The organism is Pseudomonas sp. HY2-MNA-CIBAN-0224, from assembly GCF_040310285.1.
Taxonomy (GTDB): domain Bacteria; phylum Pseudomonadota; class Gammaproteobacteria; order Pseudomonadales; family Pseudomonadaceae; genus Aquipseudomonas; species Aquipseudomonas helleri.
In genome coordinates, this window is sequence record NZ_JBEOPQ010000001.1 from 162249 (window position 1) to 186916 (window position 24668).

General features: G+C 58.0%; 25 protein-coding genes. 6 read left to right on the plus strand and 19 right to left on the minus strand.

What is annotated here, in order from left to right; all coding sequences use genetic code 11:
- Positions 1-25: 25 nt before the first annotated feature.
- The 7 genes from AAEZ03_RS00785 to AAEZ03_RS00815 all read right to left on the minus strand — a co-directional run bounded on the left by AAEZ03_RS00785 (position 26) and on the right by AAEZ03_RS00815 (position 8046).
- Entirely contained in the window at positions 26-1660 is a 1635-nt protein-coding gene (locus AAEZ03_RS00785) for a BatD family protein (protein WP_350575058.1), read from the minus strand.
- A complete protein-coding gene (locus AAEZ03_RS00790) occupies positions 1657-3396 on the minus strand; it encodes a tetratricopeptide repeat protein (protein WP_350575061.1) in 1740 nt (579 codons plus the stop codon). The genes AAEZ03_RS00785 and AAEZ03_RS00790 overlap by 4 nt, the downstream gene beginning before the upstream one ends.
- Positions 3393-4469, minus strand: coding sequence for a vWA domain-containing protein (locus tag AAEZ03_RS00795; RefSeq protein WP_350575064.1), 1077 nt, complete (start codon positions 4467-4469; stop codon positions 3393-3395). The genes AAEZ03_RS00790 and AAEZ03_RS00795 overlap by 4 nt, the downstream gene beginning before the upstream one ends.
- Positions 4462-4956 (minus strand): DUF4381 domain-containing protein, encoded by a 495-nt coding sequence (locus AAEZ03_RS00800; protein WP_350575066.1) that lies wholly within the window; start codon positions 4954-4956, stop codon positions 4462-4464. The genes AAEZ03_RS00795 and AAEZ03_RS00800 overlap by 8 nt, the downstream gene beginning before the upstream one ends.
- Positions 4953-5897 carry a DUF58 domain-containing protein gene (locus AAEZ03_RS00805; protein ID WP_048387977.1) on the minus strand — a complete coding sequence of 315 codons (945 nt, stop codon included), beginning with the start codon at positions 5895-5897 and terminating at the stop codon, positions 4953-4955. The genes AAEZ03_RS00800 and AAEZ03_RS00805 overlap by 4 nt, the downstream gene beginning before the upstream one ends.
- Before the next feature lie 2 nt (positions 5898-5899).
- Entirely contained in the window at positions 5900-6859 is a 960-nt protein-coding gene (locus tag AAEZ03_RS00810; RefSeq protein WP_016780594.1) for an AAA family ATPase, read from the minus strand.
- A 320-nt stretch (positions 6860-7179) separates the two neighbouring features.
- Positions 7180-8046, minus strand: coding sequence for a LysR family transcriptional regulator (locus AAEZ03_RS00815; RefSeq protein WP_350575071.1), 867 nt, complete (start codon positions 8044-8046; stop codon positions 7180-7182).
- A gap of 126 nt (positions 8047-8172) precedes the next feature.
- Here AAEZ03_RS00815 and AAEZ03_RS00820 point away from each other — a divergent pair, with 126 nt between their 5' ends.
- Positions 8173-9021: a DMT family transporter gene (locus AAEZ03_RS00820; RefSeq protein ID WP_278939846.1), complete on the plus strand. Its 849-nt coding sequence runs from the start codon at positions 8173-8175 to the stop codon at positions 9019-9021.
- Here AAEZ03_RS00820 and AAEZ03_RS00825 read toward each other — a convergent pair.
- Complete coding sequence (locus tag AAEZ03_RS00825) at positions 9006-9755, minus strand: amidohydrolase family protein (RefSeq protein ID WP_278939813.1); 750 nt, start codon at positions 9753-9755, stop codon at positions 9006-9008. The two genes, AAEZ03_RS00820 and AAEZ03_RS00825, sit on opposite strands and share 16 nt — an antisense overlap.
- A gap of 42 nt (positions 9756-9797) precedes the next feature.
- Positions 9798-10154, minus strand: coding sequence for a hypothetical protein (locus AAEZ03_RS00830; protein WP_123748983.1), 357 nt, complete (start codon positions 10152-10154; stop codon positions 9798-9800).
- A 497-nt stretch (positions 10155-10651) separates the two neighbouring features.
- Between AAEZ03_RS00830 and AAEZ03_RS00835 the strand changes: the two genes are divergently transcribed.
- A complete protein-coding gene (locus AAEZ03_RS00835; protein WP_350575073.1) occupies positions 10652-15508 on the plus strand; it encodes an NAD-glutamate dehydrogenase in 4857 nt (1618 codons plus the stop codon).
- Positions 15509-15586: 78 nt separating this feature from the next.
- Here the strand turns inward: AAEZ03_RS00835 and AAEZ03_RS00840 are convergent, their stop codons facing one another.
- Positions 15587-15850, minus strand: coding sequence for a DUF4404 family protein (locus tag AAEZ03_RS00840; RefSeq protein ID WP_048370290.1), 264 nt, complete (start codon positions 15848-15850; stop codon positions 15587-15589).
- 139 nt (positions 15851-15989) lie between these two features.
- Positions 15990-16391: a RidA family protein gene (locus AAEZ03_RS00845; RefSeq protein ID WP_123748985.1), complete on the minus strand. Its 402-nt coding sequence runs from the start codon at positions 16389-16391 to the stop codon at positions 15990-15992.
- 245 nt (positions 16392-16636) lie between these two features.
- Here AAEZ03_RS00845 and AAEZ03_RS00850 point away from each other — a divergent pair, with 245 nt between their 5' ends.
- From AAEZ03_RS00850 to rssC, 3 genes are all read left to right on the plus strand, one after another.
- On the plus strand, positions 16637-17326 hold the full coding sequence (locus tag AAEZ03_RS00850) for an MlaA family lipoprotein (RefSeq protein ID WP_123748986.1): 690 nt from the start codon (positions 16637-16639) through the stop codon (positions 17324-17326).
- A gap of 342 nt (positions 17327-17668) precedes the next feature.
- On the plus strand, positions 17669-18853 hold the full coding sequence (gene rssB, locus AAEZ03_RS00855; RefSeq protein ID WP_123749523.1) for a two-component system response regulator RssB: 1185 nt from the start codon (positions 17669-17671) through the stop codon (positions 18851-18853).
- Positions 18850-19332 (plus strand): anti-sigma factor antagonist RssC, encoded by a 483-nt coding sequence (gene rssC, locus AAEZ03_RS00860; protein WP_048370295.1) that lies wholly within the window; start codon positions 18850-18852, stop codon positions 19330-19332. The genes rssB and rssC overlap by 4 nt, the downstream gene beginning before the upstream one ends.
- 62 nt (positions 19333-19394) lie before the next feature.
- On the opposite strand, the gene dusA is transcribed toward rssC, so the two are convergent.
- The gene (dusA, locus tag AAEZ03_RS00865; protein WP_350575078.1) at positions 19395-20405 is read right to left on the minus strand and encodes a tRNA dihydrouridine(20/20a) synthase DusA; all 1011 of its coding nucleotides are present in this window, start codon (positions 20403-20405) and stop codon (positions 19395-19397) included.
- A gap of 99 nt (positions 20406-20504) precedes the next feature.
- Between dusA and AAEZ03_RS00870 the strand changes: the two genes are divergently transcribed.
- Positions 20505-21638: a site-specific integrase gene (locus AAEZ03_RS00870; protein WP_350575080.1), complete on the plus strand. Its 1134-nt coding sequence runs from the start codon at positions 20505-20507 to the stop codon at positions 21636-21638.
- Here AAEZ03_RS00870 and AAEZ03_RS00875 read toward each other — a convergent pair.
- Genes AAEZ03_RS00875 through AAEZ03_RS00905 form a run of 7 tightly spaced genes read right to left on the minus strand, consistent with a single transcriptional unit; the run spans position 21616 to position 24554 of the window.
- A complete protein-coding gene (locus AAEZ03_RS00875; protein WP_048370299.1) occupies positions 21616-21900 on the minus strand; it encodes a pyocin activator PrtN family protein in 285 nt (94 codons plus the stop codon). The genes AAEZ03_RS00870 and AAEZ03_RS00875 overlap by 23 nt on opposite strands.
- Positions 21901-21941: 41 nt before the next feature.
- Positions 21942-22676 carry a metallophosphoesterase gene (locus AAEZ03_RS00880; protein ID WP_350575082.1) on the minus strand — a complete coding sequence of 245 codons (735 nt, stop codon included), beginning with the start codon at positions 22674-22676 and terminating at the stop codon, positions 21942-21944.
- Between the two features lie 55 nt (positions 22677-22731).
- Entirely contained in the window at positions 22732-23199 is a 468-nt protein-coding gene (locus AAEZ03_RS00885) for a hypothetical protein (RefSeq protein WP_350575085.1), read from the minus strand.
- Positions 23196-23366, minus strand: a complete 171-nt coding sequence (locus AAEZ03_RS00890) for a hypothetical protein (protein ID WP_350575088.1) — start codon at positions 23364-23366, stop codon at positions 23196-23198. The genes AAEZ03_RS00885 and AAEZ03_RS00890 overlap by 4 nt, the downstream gene beginning before the upstream one ends.
- A complete protein-coding gene (locus tag AAEZ03_RS00895) occupies positions 23363-23845 on the minus strand; it encodes a class I SAM-dependent methyltransferase (protein WP_350575091.1) in 483 nt (160 codons plus the stop codon). Before AAEZ03_RS00895 ends, AAEZ03_RS00890 begins: the two co-directional genes overlap by 4 nt.
- On the minus strand, positions 23842-24231 hold the full coding sequence (locus AAEZ03_RS00900) for an ASCH domain-containing protein (RefSeq protein WP_350575094.1): 390 nt from the start codon (positions 24229-24231) through the stop codon (positions 23842-23844). Before AAEZ03_RS00900 ends, AAEZ03_RS00895 begins: the two co-directional genes overlap by 4 nt.
- Positions 24228-24554 carry a hypothetical protein gene (locus AAEZ03_RS00905; RefSeq protein WP_350575096.1) on the minus strand — a complete coding sequence of 109 codons (327 nt, stop codon included), beginning with the start codon at positions 24552-24554 and terminating at the stop codon, positions 24228-24230. The genes AAEZ03_RS00900 and AAEZ03_RS00905 overlap by 4 nt, the downstream gene beginning before the upstream one ends.
- Between the last annotated feature and the right edge of the window lie 114 nt (positions 24555-24668).

Below are 24668 nucleotides of genomic sequence, written 5' to 3' on the forward strand. Positions count from 1 at the left end.
TAAAAAGGGTAAAGCGTACCCGCGATTATTTGGGGTAGAGCGGCGGCAGGCTGCTGGATTCGCTGGCGGTGTCCTGCTCGCGTTCGGCGGCCGGGATGCTGCGAATCGCTTTCCACAGTTCTTCACCTTGCCAGTACTGGCCGGTTTCGCTGTAGAGCGCGCCGTTGAGGCCGTCCAGTGCATCGGACAGCAGTACAAAACGTGCGGCCATTTCGGCCAGGGTTTCTGGTTGTTGCCGCGCCCAGGCGTCGAGCGCCTGGCGCGTGGCCTGCGGGTCGTTGGCCAGGCTGGCGCGCTTGATGTCGTCGAGCAATGTGCGTGGGCTCGGGCCGGTTTGTGCAGCTCGCAGAATGGCCGGTTGCCAGCGTGCGCGCCACCACAGGCCGAAGCCAATCAATGTGGTGCAGGCCAGCAGCAAGGTGCTCAGTTGCCAGAGCCACAGCGTTGAGTCATCGCTGTCGACGACCGGGCCAGTACTGGTGGGCGTGTCAGCGGCCAGGCTGGTGTTGGCCGCCGCCTGCAAGGTGCGGGCGGGCAGGTAGCTGCGTTCAAGACGGTCTTCGTGGGTGTTCCACCACACCAGTTCAACGGCGGGCAGTTCCACCTGGCCCACTCGCGTCGGCACCAGCGCTTCACGCTCTTCGCGGCTGCCGATCAGACCGTTGTCAGTGACCTGATTGCTCAGTTGCGGCAAGTCCGGGTAACGCCGCAAGCCATTCACATCGGTGGCGGGCAACGGCGGCAATTGGGCGCTGGACAGGCCTTCGGCCTTGAGGGTCAGGGTGCGGGTCAGCGAGTCGCCCACTTTGGAATGATCCGGCTCGGGGTTCCAGCTTTCGCTCAGGCTCAGGCTGCGGGCCGGTAGCCAGGCGGCAGTGGCCGGATAGTCTTCAGGTTTGGGTTTGACCTGCAACGGGATTTCGGTCGAGGTCACGTGGACCATTTTCCCGGGCTTTGGCGTGCTGGGCGTCGAGGTGTTGCCGGGCTGGTTGTCCACTTGTGTCGCGCTGAAGGTCAGCGCGGGAATTTGCAGCTCGCCGCTGTGTTGCGGGTAGATGCCGTAGCGCACCTCGATTACGCCGTGGCGCACGCCATTGATCAGTTTCTCGTAAGTGCGCGACTCGCCCAGTTGCTCAACGATGGCGTCTTGCAGGTGCAGCGGGGTCAGGTTGCTGTCGTCGTACAGCGCCACCGAGTGGTAAACGCGCAGGGTCAATATCGCCTGGGCTTGTACGTACACATTCGGCTGATCAAGGCTGGCTTCAATGAACACGGGGGCCAACTCGGAATCACTGGCGCTGCTCTGGGTCACCGTGAGGTTGATCGGCAAACTGTGATAATCGCCCACTTGCAGGGACGGAATGGTCACGGTGCCTGTCTGCTTGGGTTGCAGGGTGATGATCCAGCGCGTGGTGGCTTTGTTGTCATCGTTCAGCGTGGTCAGTTGGTTGACCTGACGCGTGCCGCGCACTTCAAACAGGGTATCCAGCGGCGCCAGATCGGGTTTGCCGAACAACGTGGCGTCATTGGTCTCAAGGGTCAGCTCGACGGTTTCACCGGAGTTGAGCTGATCGCGGTCAACACTGGCGACCAGTCCCAGCGCATGGGCGGGCACTGTCCAGCAACAGAGCAAAAAGAGTAAAACGCAGAAGCGATTCATTGCGGCGAGTCCTGATGTTGCTGCTGTTCGTACCAAAATTTTCGTCGTAGCAATTCACTGGGGTTGTCGGGAATCTGTCTGAGCCATTGCTCCAGCGCCTGGTGGTGTTCGTCATCCAGCACATCTGTGGTCGGGGCGGGTGGACGGGTGGTGGTTTGTTCTTCCGGTTCGTTGCCGGGCTCGTTGCCAGCCGGTGGCGGTTCAACGGCGTCGTCCGGGTTGGCATGGGCGGCCGGGTCGGTGGCCGCGCTGCTTTGATCATGCTGGCCGTTTTCGCCGGAGGTTGTGGCATTACTGCTGCTGACGGACGGATCGGTGTCGTCGGGTTCGGCGGGTTTTTCCGGAACTTTTTCCGGCGGCGGTGTGTCTTGTTCGCGTTTTTGCTCAAGCACTTGCTCGACCAGCGCTTTGTTCTGCGCGGCGACTTGCAGGTCGGGTTGCAACTCCAAAGCTTGCTCGTAGGCGTCAATCGCCGCCTCGAGTTCACCACTCATGGCCAATGCGTTACCGCGATTGTAGTGCGCGCTGGCACTGTTGACCTCGCCAAAGCGCTGAGCTGCCGCGCTGTAGTCGCCCGCCTGATACAGCGCCAGACCTTGCCACAATGGGTCTTTGAAGTGTTCGACGGCTTGTAACGGTTTTTTCTGCTCAAGCAGGCGCTGGCCTTGTTGGTCGGGGCGCAACCACAGATCGGTCAGGCTAAAGGCATAGCTGGGTTGAGGCAGCATAAACAGCAGCGGCAAGCACAACAGCCAGCCACGACGGCCCGCGCACGCGGCCAGCAGTAGCAGGGGCAGCAATAGCCAGTAGCCTTGGTCAGACCAGGTGTCCAGTCGCAGGGTCTGGCCGTCGTCGCGTAAATGTTGCGGGCCATCGAGCAAACCCAGGCCGCGCAGGTCGTTGTCATCCAGCTTTGCTTGTCGGTAACTGCCCCCTACGTCTTCGGCAAAGGCACGCAGGCTCGCGCTGTCGAGGCGTGGCAGGAGGATGGCGCCCTGGGCATCTTTCAGAAATTCGCCGTTTTCTTCGACCACTGGTGAGCCTTCGCGGGTGCCGACACCAAGTACCAACAGCGGCGGCGTGTGGCCGTCCAGTTCCTTGCGGATGCCAGCGCGCTCTTGCTCGCTAAGCGATGAAGTCACCAGCAGCAGGCGGCCTTCGCCCAGCGCACCTTGATCCAGCAGCTTGAGGGCTTTGTTGACGGCCAGATCGGCGCGATTGCCCGGTTGCGGCATGATCGATGGCTTGACCGCTTCGAGCAGGTTGCGGCTGGTGGCCATGTCATCGGACAGCGGTACCAGCGTATGGGCGCTCCCGGCGTAGACGATAATTGCCGTTTGCGCATCGCTGCGACTTTGCAGCAGGTCGTAGAGTTTGCGCCGTGCTTGTTCGAGGCGGTTGGGCTGGCTGTCGGTCGCGAGCATTTGCGGGGTCAGTTCAAGCATCACCACCAGCGGGTCGGCCGGTTTTTGCGCGGACTGTTCAACGCGTTCCCAGCTTGGTCCGAGCAAGGCAAACAGCGCCAGCAACCAGGCCAGGCCGAGGGCAATCCACGGCAGTTTGCTGTCGCGGCCATTACCGCCGCTGAGCAAGACGCGATGAAAGGCTTCGGGCAGGATCATCTGCCAGCGCCCGGCGCGTTTTTGCCGGTGCCAGAGTTTCCATAGCAGCCAGCACAGCAGCGGCAGTGCCAGCAGCCATTCGGGGCGAAACCAATGGGGCCAGAGCGCGCTCATCGGCGCCTCCGCAAGCGCAGGCGTTTGAGCCGCGAGCGCCAGTCAGGATTTTGAGGCAGAAAGTGTTCCTTGCTCAGTAAACGTTGCAGCGGATGGTTGGGCCATAGCTCGCGGATCACCAGCAGCACGCTGAGCAGCAGTGCACCAGCCAGAGGCCAGCTGTAAAGCGCCTGCGCCGGGCGTGCCTGAGTAGGCTGCTGGGCGACAGGTTCAAGTTGGTCGAGGGTGTCTTTGATGGCGGACAATTCGTTGCCGTCGCGGGCACGGAAGTAGCGGCCGCCGGTAATGCGGGCGATTTCTTCCATGGCCGGCTCGTCCAGGTCCACGCCCGGGTTAATGCTGAACAGACCCTTGGCGGTGTTTTCTTGCGGGTCGGAGCCAACCCCGATCGGGTAGATTCTGACGCCTTCTTCAGCCGCCAGGCGGGCCGCGGTCAAGGGATCGATCTGGCCGCCGTTGTTGGCGCCGTCGGTGACCAGGATCAGCACCCGGCTCTGCGCCGGACGTTGGCGCAGGCGCTTGACGGCCAGACCAATAGCGTCGCCGATGGCCGTGTTTTTACCGGCAATGCCGATGCGTGCTTCATCGAGCCAGGTGCGCACGGTGTGCCGATCGAAGGTCAGCGGGGCTTGTAGATACGCCTGGCTGCCAAACAGGATGAGGCCGACACGGTCGCCTTCACGGTGTTCAAGAAAGTCACCCAGCAGTTTTTTCACCGAGTCGAGGCGGCTGATGTCCTCGTTGTGCCAGTGCATGTCCGGGTAGTCCATGGAGCCCGAGACGTCCACGGCTACCAACAAATCGCGGCCGCTGGCGGCAATCGGCAGCGGTTCGCCGAGCCATTGCGGACGGGCAGCGGCGGTCAGCAATAACAACCACAGCAGCACATACGGAATTTGCTGACGCAGCGAGGGCAGGTTGGGTCGCGCCTTGCGCCGGGCCAGCTCTTCGAGATCGCCCAAAAAACTGACTTTAAGTGCGGGTTCGCCGCTGTCGGCAGCCGGCAGTACCAGGCGCATCACCCAGGGCAGTGGCAGTAAGGCGAATAGCCAGGGCCAGGCGAACTCAAACATGTTTGCGAATCCAGGTTTCAACCGCTTGATTGAGCCCGGCGATGGCCTTGTCGTCGAGTTTGCACTCTGGCTTGTACGCGCCTTCTACCAGCACCATCCAGCGGGTCAAACCGGCCGCCGGGCAGCGGTTATCAAGAAACGCCAACCATTTGCGGCCATTGAGCGTGTGGCTCTGGCTGTACGGGTAGTGGCTGCGGCACAGGCGTTTGAGCAGGCCGTTGAGTTGCTGCAGCCAGGCACCGGCAGGTGCGCCATCGTAAGGTTTGTTGAAGCGCGCCAGTTCTTCCAGGGCCGCCACGCGGACCGGGTCAAGGGGCTGTTCGGTGGTGGCCAATTGACGCTTGGCGGGCAGATAACGGCGCAACCACCACAAACCCCAGGCCAGAGCCGGAATCAGGAGCAGCAGCAACCACCAGCCCGGCGCCGGTGGCCACAGGCCAATCGCCGGCGGGGTGATGAGCGGTTGCAGGTGTTCGAGCTCGTTCATGACGATTTGCCAGGGCGTTTGGCGTTCAGGTATTCACGCAGTTGTTCGATCATTTCGCTTTGCGTGCTGAGGGGCATCAGCAGTACCCGCAGCTTTTGTGCGAGCAACTCCCAGCGAGCGATACGGGCTTCGGCCTGAGCACGGTAAGCCTGACGCAAATCATAGTTGAGCGTGTCCAGCTCCAGCTGTGCACCGCGCTCGGCAAAGCGCAGCAGCCCGGCGGCGGGCAGGGCGTGGTCCAGAGGGTCGGACAACGGCAGCAGGATCAAGTCGCAATGGCGTGATAACAGGCTCAGCTGCTGTTCGGCGGCGTCAGTCAGTGCCCGCTCATCACAAATCACCACCACCAGACTGCCGGGGCGCAGCACCTCGCGGGCGCGGATCAAGGCCATGCCCAGTGCGTCACGGTCTGACTGGACTTCGGTGTGCAGCGACTGATTTACCCGCACCAAGCGGTTGAGCAATTGCAGCAAGCTTTGCTTGCTGCGCCGTGGCTTGATTTCGTAATGCTCGTGGTCGCCAAACACAAGGCCGCCCACACGGTCGTTATGGCCCAGCGCGGCCCAGCCAATCAGGCTTGCGGCTTGAGCGGCGAGCACCGACTTGAACATCAACCCTGAACCGAAGAACAGCCGACGGCTTTGCTCGGCGAGGATGAAGATTGGCCGTTCGCGTTCCTCATGGAACATCTTGGTGTGCGGTTCCTGGGTGCGTGCTGTGACGCGCCAGTCAATGGTGCGAACATCGTCCCCGGCCTGATAAATCCGTACCTGATCGAAGTCGACCCCACGCCCGCGCAACTTGGAGTGGTGCAAGCCCACCAGCGGGCTGCGGTGGCCGGGGGTGGAGAACAACTGCACCTCGCGCACGCGATGGCGCATCTCGATCAGTTCGGTGAGGGTCACACGAATGCCGGGCTCGGCGGGCAGGAGGGCGGTCATCGTCAGGCAACGGCAACAACGTCAAGGATGCGTTGTACCACGCGGTCCTGGTCGATGCCAGCCGCCTCGGCTTCGAAAGACAAAATAATACGGTGGCGCAGCACGTCGAACAGCACGGCCTGGATGTCTTCCGGGCTGACGAAGTCGCGACCGGCAAGCCAGGCGTGTGCACGGGCGCAGCGGTCAAGGGCAATCGAGCCACGGGGGCTGGCGCCGTAGGCAATCCACTCGGCCATTTCCGGGTCGAATTTACCGGGCGTACGGGTCGCCATGACCAATTGCACCAGGTATTCCTCTACCGCATCGGCCATGTACAGGCCGAGGATTTCTTTGCGGGCGGCAAAAATGGCCTGTTGGCTGACCCGGCGTTCAGGCTTGGTTTCACCGTTGAGGGCTTCGCCACGGGCTTGTTGCAGGATACGGCGCTCTACGGCCGCGTCGGGGAAGCCAATTTTCACGTGCATCAGAAAACGGTCGAGCTGGGCTTCTGGCAGCGGGTAGGTGCCTTCCTGCTCGATGGGGTTTTGCGTGGCCATGACCAGAAACAGCGGTGACAGCTCGTAGGTGCTGCGTCCCACGCTGACTTGGCGCTCGGCCATTGCCTCAAGCAGGGCCGATTGCACTTTGGCCGGTGCCCGATTGATTTCGTCGGCCAGCACCAGATTGTGGAAGATCGGACCCTGCTGGAAGACAAAGCTGCCGGTTTCGGGGCGATAGATTTCAGTGCCGGTGATGTCGGCAGGCAACAGGTCGGGGGTGAACTGAATGCGATGGAACTGCGCTTCGATACCTTCCGCCAGCTCTTTGATGGCTTTGGTCTTGGCAAGGCCTGGCGCGCCTTCGACCAGCATATGGCCGTCAGCCAGCAGCGCGATCAACAAACGGTCAATGAGTTTTTCTTGACCGAGAATCTGCGTTGAAAGAAAGGTTCGCAGCGCCAGTAGCGCTTCACGATGTTCCATCGATGACTGTTCCTGAAAAGGACTGCAACGCCGTATAAATTACGCCGTTGCCGGGGGCGTTACTTTAATCCATTGCGAGGGTTTCGGACTAATCGCAGACGGGCTTTTTGTGCAAAAAAACCAAATCAGACGGGTTGTTGAGAATGGTGTTCATTTGGGTGGGGTTGTAGCCGCTGTCGAGGTACGAGGCTGCGATCGATTGCGCAGCGATCGTAAATCCTCAGACCTCGATTGGGCGGATAAACCCAGCGGCACATTTACGCCTGCTGCGCAGCCGATCGCAGCCTCGTGCCTCGTCAGCGGCTACAGGGTTTTGTGTGTTATGGCGCAAAGTGCTCAACCAGCAGCGCGGCAAAGGCGTCGCGTGCGGCATGCGTGCCGGTTTCGCTGTGCCAGAAAAACAGGTTGGGCATGGGCGCCAGTTCAGGGAAGCGGTAAGTGACAAGGTGTGCGCAGGCGCCAAACTGCTGAAGCATGCCTTCGGGTATCAGTGCCAAACCTGCGCCAGCACTGACACAACCAATGATGCTGCCCCAGTTGGCGTAGTCGATCTTGCTGACTTCCAGCCCGTGTTCCGCCACCCAGTTTTCCAGCGCCGCCCGGTAAGGGCAACCGGGAGGCCACATAAACACGGTATGTCGGTGCACGTCAGCCAGTTGCGCAAGCGGCGCCAGTTTGGGGCTCGCAATCAACACTAACTGTTCGTTATAAAGCATTGTTTTAGATAGTTTTGTTTGAGTAATTGAGCCGGCAACCATGGCCCCGTCGAGTCGGTGATGTTTAACGTCATCGAGCAGTTGTTTTGATTTGCCGGTGACCAGTTCCAAGGTGACCTGCGGGTAGCGCTGATGGTAGTCGGCCAGCAAGGGCGGCAGTCGACCGGTTGCACAGGACTCAATTGCACCAATACGCAGCTTGCCGGCAGGCACGGCCTGGGGCGCAACCGCGCGTTTGGCCTGATCGACCAGCGCCAGAATCTGCTCGCTGTAGCCTAAAAACACCTGCCCGGCTGCACTGATATGCAAGCCTCGACCTGCGCGGGTGAACAGTGCGGTGCCCAGTTCGCTTTCCAACTGCTTGATGCGGGTGGTGATGTTCGACGGGACGCAATGCAACTGTTCGGCGGCCAGCGCAATGCTGCCGCACTCTGCCACGGCCTTGACCATGCGCAACTGGCTCAGCTCCATTGTTCACTCCTGATGAATTCTGGGCTCTTTATATCTCACTTGTGGCCCCGCGTGAGCGCGATAAACACTGAACACCACTTCAATGGGTTCAGGATCACTAACGTGTCGTTACCTTTCAAACTGGCCATGGCCATGGCGGCTGTCGTGTTGTGTTGGGCCTATTCACCAATCGGCATCCATATCGGGCTGGAAAGCTACTCGCCGGGGCACCTGGCTTTGCTGCGATTTTTAATTGCATCGCTGTTTATGGCGTTGATCGCGTTGTTTATCGGCATTGGCGTGCCTCGGGTGCGGGATGTGCCCTGGTTGATGCTGTTGGGGTTGTTCGCCGTGGCGTTGCACCACATGGCGTTGAACATGGGCCAGCGTTGGGTCAGCCCCGGCGCATCCAGTGTGCTGGCGCAAACCGCGCCGTTATTCAGCACATTTATTGCGGCGGTGTGCCTCAAGGAGCGCGTCAGCGGCTGGCGCTGGTTGTGGGTCGCGGTTGGCTTGCTCGGGGTCGTGGTGGTGATCTGGGGCGATAAAGGCGTGGGTGAGTTCCACCCGCAGGGCCTGGTGCTGTTACTGGCGGCGTTGTCCTGGAGCATTTATTTTGTGCTGCAAAAGCACATTTCTACTCGCTACAGCCCTTTAACCATAGTCTGTTACATGGTCTGGGGCGGCACGCTGTTGCTCTGCGTGTACTGGCCCGGGCTGACGGACGAGGTGCTCAAGGCGCCGGTCCGGGTGAATGTGGCGGTGTTGATCCTTGGCTTGTTTCCCAGTGCGTTGGCGTACTTGTTATGGGGCTTTGTACTGAATCACACCCAAGTCAGCCGTTCGGTCAGCGTGATGTACCTGATCCCGCCCGTCGCCATGGCGTTGGCGGCGGGTGTGTTGGGCGGTGAAGTTTCAGTTGGAGTGATTGCCGGGGCGGCTATAGTGCTGGGGAGCGTGATCGCGATGAGTCGCGAACCTCAGTCCAGGCGATAAAAATCCCGGGCATTTTGCCACAGTGCCTTTTGCGCCCCGGTTTCACCCAAAGCATTAACTACAATGTCTATATCATTGTTTTCAAAGGTTCTTGGTGCGCGGGTTGACGGTAAATCAGTGCCGAACATCAAGGCGTTCGGGTTGGCCGCGTGAATGTCGTTAAGCACCTGGGGCACGTCGAAATCAACTCGGCCAAAACCGCAGGCCTTGATGCGCACCCCGTGCTCGGCAAGGCGCAGCAAAGCCGGCAAACCTTCGTGGCTCAGCCCCAGGTGGTCGATGCTCAGCGCTGGCAATCGCAGCAAACGCTCGTACAACGGCGCCAGTTCACGTGAGTCGATGTACAGCTCTGAATGCCAGCCCACGCAGTCGTAGACGCGCTTGGCCAGTGATTCGAGCTGGTCGAGTTGCTCTGAGCCGCCGCGCTTGAGGTTGAAGCGCAGGGCGCGAACGCCGTGCTGGTTCAATGCTTCAAGCTCGGCGTCGGTGACGCTGGCGGGCAGTTGGGTGACGCCGACAAAGCCTGCGCCCAGGCGTTTGAGCGCGGCGATCAGGTAGGTTTGATCAAAGCCCTGGAACGAGCCTGAAACCACCGCGCCCCCGACGACGCCCAGATCGCGGGTACGCGCGAGGTAATCATCAACGCTGAAAAAGTCTGGCACGTAGCCGTTATTGGGAATCAGCGGGTAAGCCTTGTCGATGATGTGGCAGTGGGCATCGAAGAGTTGGCGCATGGCGGTCATACCTGTCGGTGTGCGGGTTCGGGCTGTGGCGGGTCAGTTCAATTCGCTGATGTAGGTGCCAATGCCATCGAGAATGTTTTTCAGGGTTTGCTCGATCTCGGCCAGTTCATCGGCATCGGCGCTATGGAGGATTTCCAGGTGGTCGCTGCCGTTCAGCACGTCGGCATCGCCGGGTGCCACTTCGATCAGCAGGCGCGTCGGGCTGAGTGTGACCTTTACCCCATCGAGGCTGGAAGGCTCATCATCCAGAGTGATTTCCAATTCGTCCTCGTCCGGGTAGCGCGACATCAGAAACATTTCGCCCTTGTCGCTGTGGCAGCACAGCATGGCCATGTTGTCTTCTTCGTCGTCACACGGGTTGGCCATGAGCAGGGCGGTGGTCATTTGCATGGTGGGGAATTCCTGGCGCTGAGCGCATCTAATCACTGAACAAGCGGCGATTTTGCCAGCCCGCGCGTTTTTATGCTGGCTCAATCTGGGTAGGTGGCTGATGGCCTGTTATTTCGTGTCAGATATTTCTGATACTGCCGACAGAAATTAAGGCGTTTTTATGAAGTTTTATGAGTCTCCACTGCTAGGGTTGTTGCTGTACGGGTCACAAGATTGCCGCCCCATGACCGAATATGTCGCCGCACCGCAAGCAGGCCGGGCGATGCAGTCGTTAAGCTGCGTTGTTGATGGTTATCGCTAAACATGCAGCCTGTGGACCTGGCAGTCGTTTTTACCGATAAGCATCCCGGAATAATGTTGTGACCTCAGGGTTTCAGCCAGCTTCACCTCCCTGTCACGTTGTGTTCTTGAAGGTTGAGCACAGTAGTGACAGGTCCCCCAAGCGGGAATAGCACGCGACGCTTCTCTCAATAACAAGCCCAAGCGGAGTACCACAGATGGCGTTCTTCACCGCAGCCAGCAAAGCCGACTTCCAGCATCAACTGCAATCTGCACTGGCCCAGCACGTCAGTGAGCAGGCTCTGCCACAAGTAGCCCTGTTTGCTGAGCAATTCTTCGGCATCATTTCACTGGACGAACTCACCCAACGGCGTATGTCCGATCTCGCCGGCTGCACACTGTCGGCCTGGCGGTTGCTGGAGCGCTTTGACCCGGACCAGCCGCAAGTGCGGGTGTTCAACCCCGATTACGAGCGTCATGGCTGGCAATCAACCCACACTGCGGTTGAAGTGCTGCACCACGATTTGCCGTTCTTGGTGGACTCGGTGCGTACCGAGCTGAACCGCCGTGGTTACAGCATCCACACCCTGCAAACCACCGTATTGAGCGTGCGTCGCGGCAGCAAGGGCGAGCTGCTGGAAATCCTGCCCAAAGGCACTACCGGTGAAGGCATCGCGCAAGAGTCGTTGATGTACCTGGAGATTGACCGCTGCTCGAACGCCGCTGAATTGAATGTACTGAGCAAGGAGCTGGAGCAGGTTCTGGGTGAAGTGCGGATCGCCGTGGCTGACTTTGAGCCGATGAAGGCCAAGGTCAGGGAACTGCTGGCCAGTGTCGACAACTGCCCGTACGCGGTGGATGCGGGTGAAAAAGCCGAGATCAAGAGCTTTCTGGAGTGGCTGCTGGGCAACCATTTCACCTTCCTGGGCTATGAAGAGTTTGTGGTACGTGACGAGGCAGACGGCGGCCATATCGAATATGACCCGCAGTCGTTCCTCGGCCTGACCAAGCTGCTGCGTGTCGGCTTGACCGCTGAAGACCTGCGTATCGAAGATTATGCGGTGAGTTACCTGCGGGAACCGACCCTGCTGTCGTTCACCAAGGCTGCTCACCCGAGCCGTGTGCACCGCCCGGCGTACCCGGATTACGTGTCGATCCGCCAGATCGACGCGGATGGCAAAGTGATCAAGGAATGCCGCTTTATGGGCTTGTACACCTCGTCGGTGTATGGCGAAAGCGTGCGAGTGATTCCTTATATCCGTCGCAAAGTGGACGAGATCGAGCGCCGCTCGGGCTTCCAGGCCAAGGCCCACTTGGGCAAAGAGTTGGCGCAGGTGCTGGAAGTCCTGCCCCGTGATGATTTGTTCCAGACCCCGGTGGATGAGCTGTTCAGCACCGTGATGTCGATTGTGCAAATCCAGGAGCGCAACAAGATCCGCGTGTTCCTGCGCAAAGACCCGTATGGGCGTTTCTGCTACTGCCTGGCCTACGTGCCGCGTGACGTGTACTCCACCGAAGTGCGACAGAAGATTCAGCAAGTGCTGATGGACCGTCTGCAAGCGTCGGACTGCGAGTTCTGGACCTTCTTCTCGGAGTCCGTGCTGGCGCGGGTTCAGCTGATTCTGCGGGTTGATCCGAAAAACCGCATCGACATTGACCCGCTGTTGCTGGAAAAAGAAGTGGTTCAGGCGTGCCGCAGCTGGAACGACGACTACGCCAGCCTGGTGGTTGAAAGCTTCGGTGAGGCGAATGGCACCAAGGTGCTGGCAGACTTCCCGAAAGGCTTCCCGGCAGGTTACCGCGAGCGCTTTGCCGCGCACTCGGCGGTGGTGGACATGCAGCATTTGTCCAATTTGAGCGAAAAGAAACCGCTGGTGATGAGTTTCTACCAGCCGCTGGGCCAAAGCGCCGGGCAGGAACTGCATTGCAAGCTGTACCACGCCGACACGCCGCTGGCGTTGTCTGACGTATTGCCGATTCTGGAAAACCTTGGCCTGCGCGTATTGGGTGAGTTCCCGTACCGCCTGCGTCACGCCAACGGTCGTGAGTTCTGGATCCATGACTTTGCCTTTACTGCTGGCGAAGGCTTGAACCTGGATATCCAGCAGCTCAACGACACGCTGCAAGATGCCTTCGTGCATATCGTCCAAGGCGATGCCGAGAACGATGCGTTCAACCGTCTGGTACTGACGGCCGGTTTGCCGTGGCGTGATGTGGCGTTGCTGCGGGCTTATGCGCGTTACCTGAAGCAGATCCGCCTGGGCTTCGATCTGGGCTACATCGCCAGCACCCTGAATAACCACACCGACATCGCTCGCGAATTGACCCGGTTGTTCAAAACCCGCTTCTATCTGGCGCGCAAGCTGACCGCCGAAGACCTGGAAGACAAGCAACAGCGTCTGGAGCAGGCGATTCTGACCGCACTGGACGACGTTCAGGTGCTCAACGAAGACCGCATCCTGCGACGTTATCTGGACCTGATCAAAGCCACCCTGCGAACCAACTTCTACCAGCCGGATGCTCATGGCCAGAACCGTTCGTATTTCAGCTTCAAGTTCAATCCGCACCTGATTCCAGAATTGCCCAAGCCGGTGCCGAAGTTTGAAATTTTTGTCTATTCGCCTCGGGTTGAAGGCGTTCACTTGCGTTTCGGCAACGTAGCACGTGGTGGCTTGCGTTGGTCGGACCGTGAAGAAGACTTCCGTACTGAAGTGCTGGGCCTGGTAAAAGCCCAACAAGTGAAGAACTCGGTGATTGTACCGGTGGGGGCCAAGGGCGGTTTTGTCCCGCGTCGTCTGCCATTGGGCGGTAGCCGTGATGAAGTACAGGCCGAAGCCATCGCTTGCTACCGCATCTTCATCTCCGGCCTGCTGGACATCACTGACAACCTCAAGGACGGCGCGCTGGTGCCGCCATTGAACGTCGTGCGTCATGACGACGATGACCCGTACCTGGTGGTCGCGGCGGACAAAGGCACGGCAACTTTCTCGGACATTGCCAACGGCATTGCCATTGACTACGGCTTCTGGCTGGGTGACGCCTTTGCATCGGGCGGCTCGGCCGGTTATGACCACAAGAAAATGGGCATCACCGCCCGTGGTGCCTGGGTGGGCGTGCAGCGTCACTTCAGAGAGCGCGGGATCAACGTTCAGCAAGACAGCATCAGCGTGGTGGGCGTCGGCGACATGGCCGGTGACGTGTTTGGTAATGGCTTGTTGATGTCTGACAAATTGCAACTGGTCGCGGCCTTCAACCACCTGCACATCTTTATCGACCCTAATCCTGGGCCGGCCAACAGCTTTGCCGAACGTCAGCGTTTGTTTGATTTGCCGCGTTCGGCCTGGTCGGACTACGACACCAGCATCATGTCAGCGGGCGGCGGGATCTTCTCCCGTAGCGCGAAAAGCATCGCCATCTCGCCTGAAATGAAAGAGCGCTTTGCGATCACTGCCGACAAACTGACCCCGACCGAGCTGCTCAATGCCCTGCTTAAGGCCCCGGTAGATCTGTTGTGGAACGGCGGTATCGGTACTTACGTCAAGGCCAGCACGGAAAGCCATGCCGATGTGGGTGACAAGGCCAACGATGCGTTGCGCGTCAATGGCAACGAGTTGCGCTGCAAGGTGGTGGGCGAGGGCGGTAACCTCGGCATGACCCAGCTGGGCCGTGTGGAGTTTGGCCTGAACGGCGGTGGCTCGAACACAGACTTTATCGACAATGCCGGCGGCGTGGACTGCTCTGACCACGAAGTGAATATCAAGATCCTGCTCAATGAAGTGGTGCAGGCAGGCGATATGACCGAGAAGCAGCGCAACCAGTTGCTCGGCAGCATGACTGACGAAGTGAGTGCGCTGGTCTTGGGCAACAACTATAAGCAGACGCAGGCCATTTCTCTGGCAGCACGTCGTGCCTATGAGCGCATTGCTGAATACAAACGCCTGATGAACGACCTGGAAGCCCGTGGCAAGCTGGACCGCGCCATTGAGTTCCTGCCATCAGAAGAGCAGCTCAACGAGCGCGTGGCTGCAGGTCATGGGCTGACACGCCCTGAACTGTCGGTCTTGATCTCGTACAGCAAGATCGACCTCAAAGAGGCGTTGCTCAACTCCCAAGTGCCGGATGACGACTACCTGACCCGCGACATGGAAACGGCGTTCCCGCCGATGCTGGTCAACAAGTTTGCCGCAGCGATGCGCCGTCACCGCTTGAAGCGCGAGATTGTCAGCACGCAGATCGCCAACGACCTGGTCAACCACATGGGCATCACCTTTGTGGAGCGTCTGAAAGAGTCGACCGGCATGAGTGCGGCCAATGTGGCCGGGGCTTATGTCATCGTGCGTGACATTTTCCACCTCCCGCACTGGTTCCGTCAGATCGAAGCGCTGGACTATCAAGTGCCGGCCGAAATTCAGCTGGCATTGATGGACGAACTGATGCGCCTGGGCCGTCGTGCCACGCGCTGGTTCTTGCGCAGCCGTCGTAACGAGCTGGACGCAGCGCGCGATGTTGCGCACTTTGGTCCGCATCTGGCCGCGCTGGGCCTCAAGCTCAACGAACTGCTGGAAGGCCCGACCCGCGAAGGCTGGGAGACCCGTTATCAAGCGTACGTTGATGCGGGCGTGCCGGAATTGCTGTCGCGCATGGTAGCAGGCACCACGCACCTGTATACCTTGCTGCCGATCATCGAGGCGTCTGACGTCACCGGTCAGAACGCCGCGGATGTGGCCAAGGCATACTTTGCTGTGGGCAGCGCACTGGACCTGACCTGGTACTTGCAGCAGATCAGCAACTTGCCGGTGGAAAACAACTGGCAAGCGCTGGCCCGCGAGGCCTTCCGTGACGACATTGACTGGCAGCAGCGCGCAATCACCGTGTCGGTGCTGCAGATGGCTGATGCCCCGGTTGAAATCGAAGCACGTGTAGCTTTGTGGCTTGAGCAGAACCAGTCAATGGTTGAGCGCTGGCGTTCGATGCTAGTCGACCTGCGTGCCGCAACCGGTAACGACTACGCGATGTATGCCGTGGCCAACCGTGAGCTGCTGGACCTGGCGTTGAGCGGTCAAACAGGGCTCTGACAGCCTGAGCAGTAAAACAAAGCCCCGGCTCAGTTGAACTGAGCCGGGGCTTTTTTGTTTCTGGGATTCGCCGGGGCGTTAGATGCCCATGCTGCCCAAGGTCTGCACGATGTTGCGCAGAGTGACCGCCAGTGAGGGATGTTCAACTTCAAAACGCTCAACAGCGAGATTGACGTTGTCAGCCAGGCTGCTGTCGTTGGTGGCTTTTTCCAGAGCAATCTCGGCTTCAATCTGCTTGGCCAGATCGTTTAGATGCTCACGTTGTTCTTCATTGAGCGGTGGATTCTGGTCCAGTTGCTCGCGCAAGGTATTGAGTTGTTCTTGCAGTTCGCGGGCAGGCATAGCATTCATCCTTTATTGATAGGCACTGTTGTAGACCTTCGAGGAGCGCAAAAGATCAACAAGCGGGCGTCTAGATTAATCCAGTCGCGCTTAGAGTGCATGATCTGTCTCAAAATTGCAGTTGGTTGACGCCTCTGGATTAAACGGGGATCAACGCTTCTGCCTCGATCTCGATAAGCCATTCGGGCAGCGACAACCCGCTGACGATAATCCAGGAGGAGGGCGGCGGGTTATTCGGGAAGCGGTTGCGCAGCGCGCTGGCGATGGGCTCTTGCTGATCACGGGCGGACTCAACGATGAAGAGTCGCAGCATGATGACATGCGACAAGTTGCCACGGGCATGGGCGAGGATTGACTCGATGTTGTCCAGCGCCTTTTCGGTCTGCTCAGTAATCCCCGGGCCGACAGTGTTTTCATTGACGTCCACCCCGACCTGGCCGGATAGCAGAATCCGTCGTCCATCGCGTACTTCGATGGCTTGGCTGAAGCCGTACTGCAGGGAGTTGAAAACAGTTGGTGGGTTATAAACGCGTCTGTTCATAGCGTTTGTCGGTCCTTGGCAAAGTGTTAGAGCGGCAAGTCTGCAATTTAATGGTCGAAGGTGCAGTTGCAGCCTTGTAACCGGGCGTTTCTTCGGCGTGCAGCGTTTATGTAAGTCGTCCTGCCAACCTTGTGTGGCATATGTTGCGTAGCTTGGGGGCTGCCAAAAATGCAATTGCCGTTATACTCATCGCCTGACCCCAGGGCGTAGCGCCCAAGTGATACGTATTCTCAAGGAGTTTTGCTATGCGCTGGACCAAGCGTCTTGCTCAAATTGGCCTGTGTGCCACTGTGTCAATGGCACCGTTTGCTGCCAATGCGGCCACCGAGGCTGACCCGTGGGAAGGCTTCAACCGCGCCATTTTCACGTTTAACGACACGCTTGATACCTATGCCTTGAAGCCGATTGCTCAGGGTTATCAGTTCATCACGCCACAGTTTCTGCAAGACGGCATTCACAACATGTACCGAAACATCGGCGATGTGCGCAACCTGGCCAACGACGTGTTGCAAGGCAAACCTCACGCCGCAGCTGTCGACACCTCGCGCATGTTGATGAACACCATTTTTGGTATCGGCGGCTTCTTTGATGTGGGCACTAAAATGGGCCTGCAACGCAACGACGAAGACTTCGGTCAGACGCTGGGCCGTTGGGGCCTGCCAAGCGGTCCTTATCTGGTCTTGCCGCTGCTGGGCCCAAGCACCGTACGTGACGCAGCCGGTATCTACCCGGACTCCTTTACTAAGCCATACCGCTACATGAACGATATTCCGGCGCGCAACATGGCGATCGGCATGGATGTGATCGATGCACGTGCCAGCCTGTTGTCGGCAGAAAAACTGATCACCGGTGACAAGTACGTCTTTATTCGTAACGCGTACCTGCAAAACCGTGAGTTCAGAATCAAAGACGGCGAGATTGAAGACGACTTTTAAGTCATTCATCCTGCCCACAAAAAACGGCCTTTATGGCCGTTTTTTGCATCGTTGTTCATGAAAAAAATGCATCTTTAAGGGCGTTTAAACCAAGGTTTTAGTTGCCGTTTACGATGTTCTTATAACCCGAGGGAATTTAACCGGGTGAACACGTCAAGCCGCTATCGGCCTGAGCTTGAAACCCCCCGCAGATGGGAGTACCGTCTGCGCCTTACACGAGCACCTTTTGTAGGAATGATTAAAACAATCGTTCTGGTGAGGGATGTTCAAAAGCCTATTCAGTCGTTGGGCCCGATGTGTTCGAGCCCTGACGCAAACCTAATTCTGGCGCCGTTTGCCCACATGCAAAAAACCAGTGCCACGCTGCTGATCATTGATGACGACGAAGTCGTGCGTGCCAGTTTGGCAGCCTATTTGGAAGACAGCGGCTTCAGCGTCCTGCAGGCCAGCAATGGCGTGCAAGGTCTCAAGGTGTTCGAGCAAGAGCAGCCGGACTTAGTGATCTGCGATCTGCGCATGCCGCAAATGAGCGGGCTGGAGTTGATTCGCCAGGTCGCCCAGCGCTCGGCACAGACCCCGGTGATCGTGATCTCGGGCGCCGGTGTGATGAGTGATGTGGTCGAAGCGCTGCGTCTGGGGGCCGCCGACTATCTGATCAAGCCGCTTGAAGATCTGGCGGTGCTGGAGCACTCCGTGCATCGTGCGCTGGATCGCGCCCGGTTACTGCATGAGAACCAGCGCTACCGCGAGAAGCTGGAATCAGCCAACCGCGAGCTTGAAGCCAGCCTGCATCTGCTGCAGGAAGACCAGAACGCCGGGCGGCAGGTGCAGATGAACATGCTGCCTACCAGCCCCTGGTCGCTCGACGGGTTCGACTTTGCGCACCAAATTATTCCGTCGTTGTATTTGTCGGGTGATTTCGTCGACTACTTCAAGGTTGATGAGCGTCGGATAGCGTTTTACCTGGCAGATGTTTCTGGCCACGGAGCGTCTTCAGCGTTCGTGACCGTGTTGCTCAAGTTCATGACCACTCGCTTGCTATTTGAATCCAAGCGCAATGGCACTTTGCCTGAGTTCAAGCCGTCCGAAGTGCTCGCGCACATCAACCGTGGCTTGATCAACTGCAAGCTGGGCAAGCATGTGACCATGGTCGGCGGTGTGATTGACCAAGAGACTGGCCTGCTGACCTACAGCATCGGTGGGCACCTGCCATTGCCGGTGCTGTACACCCCGGACAGCGTGACTTATCTGGAAGGGCGAGGGTTGCCGGTCGGCCTGTTCAACGAAGCGACCTACGAAGATCAAGTGCTGAAATTGCCCGAGACATTCAGCCTGACGTTGATGTCTGACGGAATTTTGGACCTTTTGGCCGAGCCTACACTCAAAGAGAAAGAAGCTGCTCTACCTCAGTTGGTAAAAGCAGCGGGTGGCAGCCTGGATGGTCTGCGCCAGGTTTTTGGATTAGCTACGCTAGGGGAGATGCCGGATGATATCGCCCTGATGGTGTTAAGCAGGAATCTTACATGAGTACCGGTAGAATTCAGTTCGCCGAACAGGACGGCACCTTCGTCCTGAAGTTTGTCGGTGAAGTGCGTCTGACACTGTGTTCAGCACTGGATGCGACAATCGAAAGGATCTTCACGGCGCGCAACTTTACGGCCATCGTGATCGACCTCACAGAGACTCGCAGTATCGACAGCACCACATTGGGCTTGCTGGCGAAACTGTCGATTTTGTCGCGCCAAAAAATAGGCCTGTTGCCGACGGTCGTGACCACCCACGAAGACATCACCCGACTGTTGCAGTCGATGGGCTTCGATCAGGTCTTCAACATCATCAACAGACCAATACCTTGCCCTGAGTGCCTCACAGACTTGCCGTCGCAAGACGAGACTGAAGACGTGGTTCGGGTCAAGGTGCTTGAAGCGCACAAAATTCTGATGGGCCTCAATGACTCCAACCGTGAAGCTTTTCATGATCTGGTGAACGCGCTCGAGCGCCATTGATCCATGGCGCACAAAAAAGGGGCCGTCCTGAACAGGAACGGCCCCTTTTGCTTGCCCGGTTTTTAGCGGCCTTCCAGCAGCTCGGCGGCTTGATCCAGCAGCGCCAGCGGATCCTTGGCTTTATGGATATCCGCCGACAGCAACTGACGGAAGCGTCGCGCGCCAGGGAAGCCTTGACCCAAGCCCAGAATATGCCGCGTGATGTGATGCATCGAACCACCTGCGGCTATGTGCGCAGCGATATACGGCCTTAGCTGCTCCAGCACCTGCGCACGGGTGATAACCGGCTCTGTGCTGCCAAACAACTGCTGATCGACCTCCGCCAGCAGATACGAGTTGTGATACGCCTCACGGCCCAGCATCACACCATCAAACACCTGCAAATGCGCGTGGCACTCCTCCAGCGTCTTGATACCGCCGTTAAGGACAATCTCCAGTTCCGGGAAATCAGCCTTCAACTGAGCCACAACGTCATAGCGCAGTGGCGGGATATCACGGTTTTCTTTCGGTGAAAGCCCTTCCAGAATCGCGATACGCGCATGCACCGTAAAGCTTTCGCAACCGGCATCACGCACCGTGCCGACAAAATCGCACAACTGCGCGTAGCTATCGCGGCCATTGATCCCGATCCGATGCTTGACCGTCACCGGAATCGACACCGCATCGCGCATCGCCTTCACACACTCGGCGACCAGCGCCGGATGAGCCATCAAACACGCGCCAATCATATTGTTCTGCACCCGATCACTCGGGCAGCCGACATTCAGATTAACCTCGTCATAACCCGCCGCCTGCGCCAAACGCGCACACGCCGCCAAATCCGCAGGCGTACTGCCGCCCAACTGCAACGCCAACGGGTGCTCAGTATCGTCATGCCGCAAAAACCGCTCGGCATCACCGTGCAGCAAAGCACCGGTGGTCACCATCTCAGTGTACAACAGCGCGTGTTTGGACATCAGCCGCAGGAAGAATCTGCAATGGCGGTCAGTCCAGTCCATCATGGGCGCAACAGAAAACCTCCTAACTACCGGATCTACTGGGCGGGCTAGGTTTTCTGTGGGTTCTGTGTGCATTCGGGTAACTCTCATTCACTACTGTTTACCACCGTTTTTGCTTATTTTTGATATGGTGTTGCTGAAATTCAGCAAACTCATTCAGGCGTTCAGCAAAAAATGGGCTCTATAACCGTTCGCAAGCGCAAGGACGGGTCTGTCGCTTACAACGCGCAGGTCCGGATCATGCAAAAGGGCGTCACAGTTTATCAGGAAAGCCAGACCTTCGACCGTAAGGCGTCCGCGCTCGCCTGGATCAAACGTGTCGAAACAGAAATGGCTGCTCCTGGAGCAATAATCAAAGCCAATCGTTCAGGGGTAACGGTCAAGGAAATGATTGACCGCTATCTTCTTGAATACGAGAAGCTCAGGCCCTTGGGTAAAACGAAGCGAGCCACGCTGAAGGCGATTGGTGAAACCTGGCTTGGCAAGCTGGAAGACAAAGAGATAACCAGCCAAAAGCTGGTTGAGTACGCGAACGGTCGAATGAAGGATGATGGAATCCAGGCTCAGACTGTTGGTAATGACTTGGCTCACTTTGGTGCGGTCCTTTCGGTAGCCCGGCCAGCCTGGGGATATGACATTGACCCGATGGCCATGCCCGACGCACGCAAAGTCTTGAGAAAGATGGGTGCGGTCACCCGCAGCAAGGAAAGGAATCGTCGGCCAACCCTAGAGGAGTTGGACAAGCTGTTTGAGTATTTCAGCCAAATGCGCGACAGGCGCAGACAAGAAATAGATATGGTGCGTGTCGTCGCGTTTGCCCTTTTCTCTACGCGACGACAGGAAGAGATAACCCGCATCAAATGGGCCGACATTGACGAGGATCGAAAGATGGTCCTCATTACGGACATGAAAAACCCGGGCCAGAAATACGGAAATGACATTTGGTGCCTTGTGCCTGATGAGGCGTGGCGCATCATGAAGTCGATGCCTAAAGTCGCAGATGATGTTTTCCCGTACAACTCGCGCTCAGTATCTGCCGCATTCACGCGTGCCTGCCGCTTTCTTGAAGTTGAAGACTTACACTTTCATGACCTGCGTCACGACGGGGTGAGTCGGCTTTTTGAGGTGGGCTGGGATATCCCGAAAGTAGCCTCTGTGTCCGGGCACCGGGATTGGAACTCAATGCGTCGATACACGCATTTAAAAGGGGATGGCGACCCGTATAAAGATTGGCCTTGGCTGGAGAGGATAATTGCGGGCCCCATTATCGAGGCCCAGAAGCGAATTAAGAAACGCGACGAAAGCTAGAGCCACGCATCAGTTTGTCGTGCTCTGTGCGGGCGCGTGAATGCTGCGCATCTATATAAGCTGCAAGGTCTTTGAGGTGAACTCCTCTTGCAGACTTTTGGCTGCGCTCCATCGGGACGAGCGGCAGGTCGATTTGGCCGGCCGCGACTTTCATCTTCATTTTTTCAGGCGTCAAATGGCTAAAGTAATCGGCGCATACCCGCTCAAGCGGGATGATGGCTTGGCCGCCGTACTGTGCCAGGAGCAGAAATTCAGTATTCATTGACATGTCTCCGTGCGGCCGCGCTGGGCGGCAGAGGGTGGTTAATCCCAGTCGTGACTGAGCGCGGGGTTAATTGGCGGAATGCTTTGCAGGGATGCGAGATCGAGCAGCGTGAAGTGCCCGTCCATCCAACCGGCTGTGTCGATGTGATAAACGTTTCCGAGTACGGTCGGCTGTCGCAGCGGTGTATGACCAACAACCAGTGCACGAAGCCCTGACACGCCGGAAGCGTCAGCATCCTGAATCCTGCTGCGCGACCACATGCAAGTGTTCTGAACCTGCTTCAGGCGCTTATTGCTTTCCGGGGCTTCAAGCTCGGCGCGCAACTGATCCCATGATGGGAATGGGCAGTCCGCATGAATGATGCCGATCAGGCCGTCAGCCGTCTCGACCTCGATTGCGATCGGTAGGTCTTGGAACATAACCTGGTAGTTCTGCTGCTCGGTCAGTGGAAGCCCTACGAACCACGAACCCCCGTTGTGCATCCAGTTACCAATGTCGCAGGTATCAAACCGGCAGACGTAATCGTCATGATTGCCCCGCACCGGGTGAAACCACGGCTTGTTTAGCCACTTAATGACGTCTTCGCACTCCGGCCCGCGATCGACCAGATCGCCGACACTGAAAAGACGGTCAACAGCAGGGTTAAATCCAGCCGCATCAAGCGCGGCCTGTAACCGAGTGAAGTGGCCGTGGATGTCGCCAACCGCGAAATCCCGGCCGGGAGTGTTTGCGGCGAAGCGCTTAATGAGCGACACCTCAATAGTTTCGAGCATACGAAATCCTTGCCCGCCGGTCACCGGCAGGCTGGTTGAGTTGTAAAGCTTGGGTTTACAGCTGACGGCGAAGCGCAGACCGCAACTTGTCTGCAAGGCGGTCAATTCTTGCCAGACCGATCTCTCCGTGCATCTTGCTGCGCGAGCATTGAGGTGAGGTTGTATGGGCATGCAGCAGCGAACGGCACTCACACAAGGCTTCAAGTGATGCTTTCAGTAATTCCTCCGCTTCGGCCGCCCGCTTATCTTTCTCGGCCAGGAGCTGTTTTAGGCTTTTGATTTCACCTTCTTGTTCAAGCAGAGCCCGGAATTTAAGGTCTTCATTTTTTAAAAGAGCCAGTTCTTTTCGCAGCGCAGCCTCAATACCTTGAAGCTTTTCAAGTGCAGTGTTGAACGTGTTTGCGTCGTCTTCTCGGTCAGCTCTTAACTGAGTCTCGCGCGCCAGTGCGGCGTCGTAATCTGACTCACGAACACAGCGTATATTTTGCGCCTCATGGCACCAAAACCGCTTAGCCTCACTCATGACTTCTCCCGTGCGCGCCGCTCGGCCGCTTCGGCCTGGCGCAACTTGCTGCATTTGGTGTGGTTGCCGTGGGCGCGTGACTTGTTGCACTGGTCGCACATGACATTCAGGTCAAGCGGCCGCATGGGCGCACCGCGTAACCGGACGGTTCGGCGTAGAGTGATCATGACTCGCCTCGCTTCATGAACGTTATCCAGTGTGTTTTCTCGCGCTTGCCAGACTTGTGACCAAACAGGGGCGTCTGATCAGTCAGGGCCAATATTTCGCTGACCTTCACCTGGGTTTCATTCCATTTGAAGATCAGCACACCATCGGTGGCCAACACGCGAAAGCACTCGGCAAAGCCCTTACTCAAGTCATCCCGCCAGTCACTGGTCAGGATTCCGTACTTGGCCCGCAGCCAGCTATCAAGCCCGGCGCGGGTCAAGTGGGGCGGATCGAACACCACCAGCTTGAAAGCGCCATCCTCGAAAGGCAGGTTGCGGAAATCCATGATCACATTGGGCTCAACGTTCAAAGCCCGGCCATCACAGAGCACGTGCTGCTCGTCGCGGATATCGCCAAACAAGGTGCGCTGGTCGCCTTTGTCGAACCAGAACATGCGGCTGCCACAGCAGGGGTCGAGGATTTTGGTTGCAGCAGTCATGGCGTCACCAAATCTTCAGAAACCTCAAAGAAGTTGAGCCGCCCCTTAAGGGGTGTGAACGGCAACGGCTTTGGGTCAATCAGCAGAAACGCCTTCTCACCCATATACCAGGGCGACACGCTGGAGTCGCGGCTATCGGCCAGAAATACAGAGCCGATGACTCCTCCGCACCAGTCGCGCTTCAATTCTGCGAAGCCTGGAGGCAGAGGAAGTCCGTTTGCTTTGCAGAAGTTGTAGGCTTCGGCATATTCGTAACCAGTCATGCCTTTGGCGGCGTGCACGAGAAAGCGGCCACGATGCTTGGTGTGCCACGACCGGTTTTCAATGTCCTTGCCGCCATGAATGACCAGCCAGGCCCAAGGCTGCCGAATTGATAGAGCCTTCACGGTGTCACCTCCCGTCGAGCCCACCAGCAGACCGGGCCGTCGTCAGCGTCGTGAATGGCCAGGCAGAACCAGCCGTCGCCATCAGGACGATCAGGCTCCCAGTAGCTACAGTCCGGGTCGCCGGCTTCAAAATAACGATCAGCAATTGCTTGATCCGCGTATTCGATGCTGACCATGGCCACCTCTAACGCCTGCTCGGCAACCCAGGCTTTCACCTTTTCTCCGTCGCCCTCGTCAAAGTTGGGCATGTCGGGGTGAGCAAACATGCCGTTTTCGTCGCGCACGATAGGGGCCGGCTGGATCAATTTGATTTCTTCAGGCATGACTAATCCTTGGCCGCTATAGCGGCTGGCTTTGAATTGGGAGGGGGAGTCTTAAGCTTAAGTGGACGTGCTTACAAAGATGGATTACAAGCTAAGGTCTACTGATCTTTGATC

Coding starts and splice junctions, on each gene's coding strand:
- AAEZ03_RS00790 (WP_350575061.1), bottom strand. CDS start 3,396: ATGAGCGCGCTCTGGCCCCATTGGTTTCGCCCCGAATGGCTGCTGGCA.
- AAEZ03_RS00830 (WP_123748983.1), bottom strand. CDS start 10,154: ATGCAAATGACCACCGCCCTGCTCATGGCCAACCCGTGTGACGACGAA.
- AAEZ03_RS00810 (WP_016780594.1), bottom strand. CDS start 6,859: ATGGAACATCGTGAAGCGCTACTGGCGCTGCGAACCTTTCTTTCAACG.
- AAEZ03_RS00825 (WP_278939813.1), bottom strand. CDS start 9,755: ATGCGCCAACTCTTCGATGCCCACTGCCACATCATCGACAAGGCTTAC.
- AAEZ03_RS00835 (WP_350575073.1), top strand. CDS start 10,652: ATGGCGTTCTTCACCGCAGCCAGCAAAGCCGACTTCCAGCATCAACTG.
- rssC (WP_048370295.1), top strand. CDS start 18,850: ATGAGTACCGGTAGAATTCAGTTCGCCGAACAGGACGGCACCTTCGTC.
- AAEZ03_RS00805 (WP_048387977.1), bottom strand. CDS start 5,897: ATGACCGCCCTCCTGCCCGCCGAGCCCGGCATTCGTGTGACCCTCACC.
- AAEZ03_RS00840 (WP_048370290.1), bottom strand. CDS start 15,850: ATGCCTGCCCGCGAACTGCAAGAACAACTCAATACCTTGCGCGAGCAA.
- AAEZ03_RS00800 (WP_350575066.1), bottom strand. CDS start 4,956: ATGAACGAGCTCGAACACCTGCAACCGCTCATCACCCCGCCGGCGATT.
- AAEZ03_RS00890 (WP_350575088.1), bottom strand. CDS start 23,366: ATGATCACTCTACGCCGAACCGTCCGGTTACGCGGTGCGCCCATGCGG.
- AAEZ03_RS00850 (WP_123748986.1), top strand. CDS start 16,637: ATGCGCTGGACCAAGCGTCTTGCTCAAATTGGCCTGTGTGCCACTGTG.
- AAEZ03_RS00815 (WP_350575071.1), bottom strand. CDS start 8,046: ATGGAGCTGAGCCAGTTGCGCATGGTCAAGGCCGTGGCAGAGTGCGGC.
- AAEZ03_RS00885 (WP_350575085.1), bottom strand. CDS start 23,199: ATGAGTGAGGCTAAGCGGTTTTGGTGCCATGAGGCGCAAAATATACGC.
- AAEZ03_RS00880 (WP_350575082.1), bottom strand. CDS start 22,676: ATGCTCGAAACTATTGAGGTGTCGCTCATTAAGCGCTTCGCCGCAAAC.
- AAEZ03_RS00870 (WP_350575080.1), top strand. CDS start 20,505: ATGGGCTCTATAACCGTTCGCAAGCGCAAGGACGGGTCTGTCGCTTAC.
- AAEZ03_RS00820 (WP_278939846.1), top strand. CDS start 8,173: ATGGCCATGGCGGCTGTCGTGTTGTGTTGGGCCTATTCACCAATCGGC.
- rssB (WP_123749523.1), top strand. CDS start 17,669: ATGCAAAAAACCAGTGCCACGCTGCTGATCATTGATGACGACGAAGTC.
- AAEZ03_RS00905 (WP_350575096.1), bottom strand. CDS start 24,554: ATGCCTGAAGAAATCAAATTGATCCAGCCGGCCCCTATCGTGCGCGAC.
- AAEZ03_RS00795 (WP_350575064.1), bottom strand. CDS start 4,469: ATGTTTGAGTTCGCCTGGCCCTGGCTATTCGCCTTACTGCCACTGCCC.
- AAEZ03_RS00895 (WP_350575091.1), bottom strand. CDS start 23,845: ATGACTGCTGCAACCAAAATCCTCGACCCCTGCTGTGGCAGCCGCATG.
- dusA (WP_350575078.1), bottom strand. CDS start 20,405: ATGCACACAGAACCCACAGAAAACCTAGCCCGCCCAGTAGATCCGGTA.
- AAEZ03_RS00785 (WP_350575058.1), bottom strand. CDS start 1,660: ATGAATCGCTTCTGCGTTTTACTCTTTTTGCTCTGTTGCTGGACAGTG.
- AAEZ03_RS00875 (WP_048370299.1), bottom strand. CDS start 21,900: ATGAATACTGAATTTCTGCTCCTGGCACAGTACGGCGGCCAAGCCATC.
- AAEZ03_RS00845 (WP_123748985.1), bottom strand. CDS start 16,391: ATGAACAGACGCGTTTATAACCCACCAACTGTTTTCAACTCCCTGCAG.